General features: G+C 33.7%; 6 protein-coding genes and 1 other RNA gene. All 7 read left to right on the top strand.

The window, feature by feature from the left end; translation table 11 throughout:
• The first annotated feature begins 172 nt into the window (after positions 1 to 172).
• The 7 genes from F1592_RS13305 to F1592_RS13275 all read left to right on the top strand — a co-directional run bounded on the left by F1592_RS13305 (position 173) and on the right by F1592_RS13275 (position 6,742).
• On the top strand, positions 173 to 643 hold the full coding sequence (locus F1592_RS13305; protein WP_053017917.1) for a hypothetical protein: 471 nt from the start codon (positions 173 to 175) through the stop codon (positions 641 to 643).
• A 67-nt stretch (positions 644 to 710) separates the two neighbouring features.
• Entirely contained in the window at positions 711 to 944 is a 234-nt protein-coding gene (secG, locus tag F1592_RS13300; protein WP_011276371.1) for a preprotein translocase subunit SecG, read from the top strand.
• A 224-nt stretch (positions 945 to 1,168) separates the two neighbouring features.
• Positions 1,169 to 1,909: an alpha/beta hydrolase gene (locus F1592_RS13295; protein WP_053017918.1), complete on the top strand. Its 741-nt coding sequence runs from the start codon at positions 1,169 to 1,171 to the stop codon at positions 1,907 to 1,909.
• Between the two features lie 42 nt (positions 1,910 to 1,951).
• A complete protein-coding gene (gene rnr, locus F1592_RS13290; protein WP_149809852.1) occupies positions 1,952 to 4,330 on the top strand; it encodes a ribonuclease R in 2,379 nt (792 codons plus the stop codon).
• A gap of 24 nt (positions 4,331 to 4,354) precedes the next feature.
• Positions 4,355 to 4,825: an SsrA-binding protein SmpB gene (smpB, locus tag F1592_RS13285; RefSeq protein WP_011276368.1), complete on the top strand. Its 471-nt coding sequence runs from the start codon at positions 4,355 to 4,357 to the stop codon at positions 4,823 to 4,825.
• A gap of 206 nt (positions 4,826 to 5,031) precedes the next feature.
• Positions 5,032 to 5,393: a transfer-messenger RNA gene (gene ssrA / locus F1592_RS13280) on the top strand.
• A gap of 341 nt (positions 5,394 to 5,734) precedes the next feature.
• Positions 5,735 to 6,742, top strand: a complete 1,008-nt coding sequence (locus tag F1592_RS13275; RefSeq protein WP_149809853.1) for a hypothetical protein — start codon at positions 5,735 to 5,737, stop codon at positions 6,740 to 6,742.
• Positions 6,743 to 7,294: the final 552 nt, after the last annotated feature.

Below are 7,294 nucleotides of genomic sequence, written 5' to 3'. Positions count from 1 at the left end.
AGTCCGATTTGACGTAGAGCCCTAATTGTAAAATCATAATGACAAAATCATTAATGTAGCTTTTATCACATATATCTAACCTACTAATGATTCTTAACGAACATGGAACAGATTTAATTTAGGTATACAAACTGATATAATAGCTATGTATATAAAAGAAGGAGAAATAAAGATGGAGAATCAACTTAATCAACCTAGTCAAAGAGAACGCAATGCAGGTAAATTAATAGGCTACAGTTCTTTAATTTTATGTATTTTATTGATCATCCATAACTTTATTGCATTAGATGCGTTAACAGCTAAGACACTATTATCACAGGCAGGACAGAAAGCAAGTGATAGTGCAGTAGCTAATATATTAAATAGCTTTAGATATACTGGCATTATGTATATTTTGGCATATTTAGCAGGTGTCATTGCATTATGGAATCGACATAAATATCTGTGGTGGTTTATGTTTGCAGTCTATGTTTCAAATGTATTATTTACATTAGTAAACGTAACTATGGTTATTAATGCGATAATAACAGCTAAATCAGTGTTGTTTATTATTCCTATTATAATCGTAATTGTGGGCTCTACAGTATTAGCATTATACATGCTAGTTATTTCAATCATCCGTAAGAGTACCTTTAATCGATAGTCATTGATTATAAAGACTAGTATATGATATAATTCGGAACGTATATAATGAATGGAGGACAATTTTCATGCATACACTTTTCATAGTACTATTAATTATTGATTGTATTGCATTAATCACTGTTGTATTACTCCAAGAAGGTAAAAGTAATGGACTTTCAGGTGCTATTAGTGGTGGCGCAGAACAGTTATTTGGTAAACAAAAACAACGTGGCGTCGATTTATTCTTGCATAGATTAACAATTATTTTAGCAGTCATTTTCTTTTTAATAATGATTGGTATCAGTTACTTTGGTTTATAAGGTCCGACGATGTTAATGTCGGGCTTTTTTATTTATAATGAATAGTGACGGACGACGTCATTGATATTTAGTCAGGAGACCTAAGGTCCGATTTAAATAATGTATATTTCCGAGATAATAAGGGAATATTTAGTTAAATATAATATTAATACGAAGCATTGTATTTGAGTTAAAACATATAATGCAAGAATAATTTTGAGATAATGATGGAAGAGGGATTTTAAATGCAAATTAAATTACCACAACCGTTTTTCTTTGAGGAAGGGAAACGAGCAGTCTTACTTCTACATGGATTTACAGGTAATTCATCAGACGTAAGACAATTAGGAAGATTCCTACAGAAGAAAGGTTACACTTCTTATGCGCCTCAATACGAAGGGCATGCTGCACCACCTGAAGAAATTCTAAAATCAAGCCCACATGTATGGTTTAAAGATGTGCTTGATGGTTATGATTATTTAGTAGACCAAGGCTATGAAGAAATTGCCGTAGCAGGCTTATCTCTCGGTGGTGTATTCGCATTGAAATTGAGCTTAAATCGTCCTGTAAAGGGTATTGTAACTATGTGTGCACCCGCTGAAGGTAAAACGCAAGGTGCGATATACGAAGGCTTTTTAGAATATGCAAGAAACTTCAAAAAATATGAAGCCAAAGATCAAGCAACGATTGATAAAGAAATGGAAGACTTCCATCCTACTGAAACGTTAAAAGAGTTAAGCGAAACATTAAATAACGTTAGAAACGAAATCGATGAAGTGTTAGATCCAATTTTAGTAGTACAAGCTGAAAATGATGAAATGATTAATCCTCAATCAGCAAATTATATATACGAGAATGTCGACTCAGATGAAAAAGACATTAAATGGTATGCGAATTCAGGTCATGTCATTACAATCGATAAAGAAAAAGAACAAGTATTCGAAGACGTATACAGTTTCTTAGAATCTTTAGATTGGTCTGAATAATAAATATAAAAATATTAAACGAAAGAAGAAAGGAGGGGCATGATGAATTTAAAGCAATCCATTGAAGAAATCATAAAGCAACCTGATTACGAACCGATGTCGGTATCTGATTTTCAAGATGCTTTAGGTCTTAATAGTGCCGACTCGTTTAGAGATTTAATAAAGGTGCTAGTAGAACTTGAACAAGCAGGTTTAGTTGAACGAACTAAAACAGATAGATACCAACGCAAACAATCGCATAAAAGTTCAAATTCTAAGTTAATTAAAGGGACATTAAGTCAAAATAAGAAGGGCTTTGCATTCCTACGTCCTGAACAAGAAGATATGGATGATATCTTTATTCCACCAACTAAGATTAATCACGCATTAGATGGTGATACAGTTATTGTAGAAATACAGAAGTCTAAAGGTGAGCATAAAGGTAAAATTGAAGGCGAAGTTAAATCAATCGAGAAACATTCTGTCACTCAAGTAGTCGGTACCTATAGTGAAGCGAAACATTTTGGCTTTGTCATTCCAGATGATAAACGTATTATGCAAGACATCTTCATTCCGAAAGGTCAAAGTCTTGGTGCGGTAGATGGTCATAAAGTACTCGTTCAAATTACTAAGTATGCAGATGGTACAGATAATCCTGAAGGACATATATCTGCGATTCTAGGCCATAAAAATGACCCAGGAGTAGATATCTTATCAATCATTTATCAGCACGGTATCGAAATCGAATTCCCTGATAATGTATTGAAAGAAGCCGAAGCGGTCCCTGAAGAGATTAAGCTTGATGAAATTAAAGGTCGTACAGACTTGCGTGACGAGTTAACGATTACCATTGATGGTGCAGACGCAAAAGACTTAGACGATGCTATTAGTGTAAAAAAATTAAAAAATGGTCACACTGAATTAACTGTAAGTATTGCGGATGTCAGCTACTATGTTAAAGAAGACTCAGCACTCGATAAAGAAGCTTACGATAGAGCGACAAGTGTTTATTTAGTAGACCGTGTTATTCCAATGATTCCACACCGTTTAAGTAACGGTATTTGTTCATTGAACCCAGAAGTTGATCGCTTAACACTAAGTTGTCGTATGGAAATCAATGAACGAGGCGAAGTGGTTAAACATGACATTTTTGATAGTGTCATCCATTCTAATTACAGAATGACTTATGATGCGGTTAATCAAATTATCACTGAAAAGAACCCTGACGTACGTAAGCAATATCAAGAAATTACACCAATGCTTGATTTAGCACAAGATTTATCAAATCGTTTAATCCAAATGCGTAAGCGTCGTGGTGAAATTGACTTTGATATTAGTGAAGCTAAAGTGTTAGTGAATAACGAAGGCTTACCAATTGATGTGGTTTTACGTGAGCGAGGAGAAGGTGAACGTTTAATTGAATCATTTATGCTAGCTGCTAACGAAACGGTGGCAGAACATTTCAATAAACTTGAAGTTCCTTTCATTTACCGTGTTCACGAACAACCTAAATCAGATCGTTTAAGACAATTCTTCGACTTTATTACAAACTTTGGAATTATGATTAAAGGTACAGGTGAAGATATTCATCCTTCAACATTACAATCTATCCAAGAAGAAGTTGAAGGTCGCTCTGAACAAATGGTTATCTCAACAATGATGTTACGTTCAATGCAACAAGCACATTATGATGATACAAACTTAGGTCACTTCGGTTTATCAGCGGAATACTATACACATTTTACATCACCTATTAGACGTTATCCGGACTTAACAGTTCATCGTTTAATTCGAAAATATCTTATCGATAATTCAATGAATAACAAAGAATTACACAAATGGGAAGATAAATTACCTGAATTAGCTGAGCACACGTCTCAACGTGAACGTCGTGCAATTGAAGCAGAACGAGATACTGATGAATTGAAAAAAGCTGAGTATATGATTCAACATATCGGTGATGAATTTGAAGGTATTGTAAGCTCTGTTGCAAATTTCGGTATGTTTATCGAACTACCTAACACAATTGAAGGTATGGTTCATATTTCAAATATGACAGATGATTATTATCAATTTGATGAACGCCAAATGGCACTTATTGGTGAGCGCCAAGCAAAAGTATTCCGTATAGGCGATCAAGTTACAGTGAAAGTCACACATGTCGATGTAGATGAACGAATGATTGATTTCCAAATTGTTGGTATGCCATTGCCAAAAAATGATCGAAGTCAACGACCATCGAGAGGTAAAACGATTCAAGCTAAAACACGTGGCAAGTCTTTAGATAAATCAAAAGATGATGATCATAAAGGCAAGAAGAAAAAACGTAAGCAACGAAAAGGTAAAAACCAACGTAGTCGTGATAAGCAAGGTAAAACGAATCACAAACCATTCTATAAAGATAAAAGTGTGAAGAAAAAATCACGTCGTAAGAAAAAATAATCAGCAAAGAGGTGACATAGATTAATGGCTAAGAAGAAAACGAAATCACCCGGTACACTAGCTGAAAACCGTAAAGCCAGACATGATTATAATATTGAAGATACAATTGAAGCGGGTATTGCTTTAAAGGGAACAGAGATTAAATCTATTCGTCGTGGTAGTGCCAATTTGAAAGATAGCTATGCGCAAGTTAAACGTGGCGAGATGTTCATTAATAATATGCACATTGCACCTTATGAGGAAGGTAACCGTTTCAATCATGACCCTTTACGTTCTAGAAAGTTATTACTTCATAAGAAGGAAATTATTAAACTTGGGGAACGTACGAGAGAAATTGGCTATTCACTTATTCCATTAAAACTTTATTTAAAACATGGTCAATGTAAAGTCTTATTAGGCGTAGCACGTGGTAAGAAAATACATGATAAACGTCAAGCTTTAAAAGATAAAGCGATGAAACGTGATGTTGATCGTGCAATCAAAGACCGTTATTAAGCGTGTTTGTTGCTTAATCGGGTGCTATTTGGTATGATAACTGATGTTGTGAATTAAAAAATACGTTAAATTGAGAGTGAAGTAGGATTCTTTCGATTGTGTTATTTCACTTTAGTATGAATGACTAGAACTAAGAATTGCTTTATATATTGCTTTCTTAGTTCAGTCAGTCACTACGTATTGTAATGATTTATAAATTTTATTACGGGGGCGTTTTTGGATTCGACAGGGGTCCCTCGAGCACATTAAGCGTGTCGGAGGGCTGTCTCCGACATCAACACATTTCAGTAAATATAACTGACAAATCAAACAATAATTTCGCAGTAGCTGCGTAATAGCACTCTGCATCGCCTAACAGCATCTCCTACGTGCTGTTAACGCGATTCAACCCTAGTAGGATATGCTAAACACTGCCGTTTGAAGTCTGTTTAGATGAAATTTAATCAAACTAGCATAATACTGGTTGTCTGTTGCTTACTATTATGCGAAATTCATCAATAGACTACACACGTAGAAAGGTGTGTATCAGGACCTCTGGACGCGGGTTCGAATCCCGCCGTCTCCACTATATAGCCTATAACCCTTATGGTTGTAGGTTTTTTGTTTTGTATTTAAATGTTTCTAGGTTAATACATATAAATGTTGTATTTATTATATAAAAATATTATAATATAATTAAGTCAACGACCATGCGCGGACTTTAAAAAACAAAATCATGTACAGTAGTAGCCGTCTGCTATGAGACTAGGCATTATAATTGAATATCATAGTGTTGATAAAGAGATATGATTAATGAGTGATTAGTCATATCTCTTTTTACATATGCAAACATACAAATCTAACCATCACAATAATGTGTAATGAACTAAATTTAATCTTATAAGTAGAAGAGGTGGTTATTTGAGATATGTGAATAACGAGAAACAGAGACATGCTTTAATCAGTCAGTTAACTGAGAACCAAAGAGAAATACTGTTTATGTATTATAAATACAGAAAAAAGAATATATTAATCAATGATATGTATCGCCATTCAGAAGAGTGGGAACTTATCGACTTTAAAGTAAATGAAAATTACCGAACGAGTTGTAATGATAACCCGCTATATTGTGAATGCGGAAAAGAATTAAAGTATCAATATATACTACGATCAAAGTCAAAAGATACTATTATAAAACTTAGGATTGAACATTTTAAAGAACATAGTGGCATTCCGAATCGTATTGCTTATCAGGTTAGAAAGAATATGTTCTTGTTAGATGATTGGTTGGATGATGTACTCTTAAATCATGATAAATTGATGAATGATTCAGAGTATCATCGTAAAGTGATAAACATGTATAAAGAGTGGAATACGATCTCTGAGTTAGACGTGGAAGAATTTAACTCGAATTCATCAAAGCCTATTACGAGTAAGAATATTGAATTAATTAATGATTTTAAAAAGTATAGTATGGCTTTGCCCACTAACATCGAACAGAAAGTTTTTACTTTGATTGATTATTTTCATAAAAAGAAATATCTTGCGTATCTAGAAGAACTAGAACGAGAAAGACGTATTCAAAGAGAAAAAGAACAAGAAGCATTGAGAAAAGAGCGAGAGTTAAAACGACAGCAATTATTAAAAGAGTCTGAAGCACTTAATATTCAAAAAAGAAAAATTATGGCCAAAGAAAAGACTGATAAGATGTTAATTGCTGAATGCAGAGTGAAAATAACAAAACTATTAGACGTACAAAATGTGATTGATATCACTACAATTTATAATGAATGTAAAATAGAGATAGACGAATTATTAAAATCGCATGTTAATACAAAGATTGTAAATGATATCGTAAATTCTATTAATAGATACACGATGTATACTGTGAAGTTCCAAAACAATAAGCTATTTAAAGCATGGACTAAGCGTTTTTGATAAGCAACATAGTCGTATCCAAAATATATTGGATGAGCACAACTAAATTATATTACACTTATTAGTCTTGAAATATTTAATAAAAATGTTATAATATAAATGTCAACGACAATGCGTGGACGTTATAAACCGAAATACATTGCATAGCTAAGAATAAGTTTTAAATAACTTAGGAAAGAGAGCAAGTAGGACTTGTTCTCTTTTTAGTTAACGGTCGTGCGTGGACTTTAAAACAAGTACATTGATTATCGGATTTGAAATGCAAATTTCAATAAATGTAGACGAAGCGGTAGAACGAAAGGTTCTAACGCTTTTTAAAGATTTTTCAACATAAATAATATGATAATGCTATTCGGAAAATTTACAGTAGCTGACTGAATTGATGAGACACTTAAATTAAGCTTTTCTCAGTACAGTCGGGCCCCAGCAACAAGAATTTCGAAAAGAAATGCCACGAGTAATGAAAGCAGGGGTTCGGGGCCCCAGCAACGAGAATTACGAAAAGAAATTCAACGAGGAATGAAAGCAGGGGTTCCCGACCACATCAAAGAC

Source organism: Staphylococcus sp. GDX7P312P (genome assembly GCF_008385775.1).
In the GTDB taxonomy this organism is placed as follows: domain Bacteria; phylum Bacillota; class Bacilli; order Staphylococcales; family Staphylococcaceae; genus Staphylococcus; species Staphylococcus haemolyticus.
Note: the sequence above shows the minus strand (reverse complement) of the source record. Positions and strands in the feature narration are given on the sequence as shown.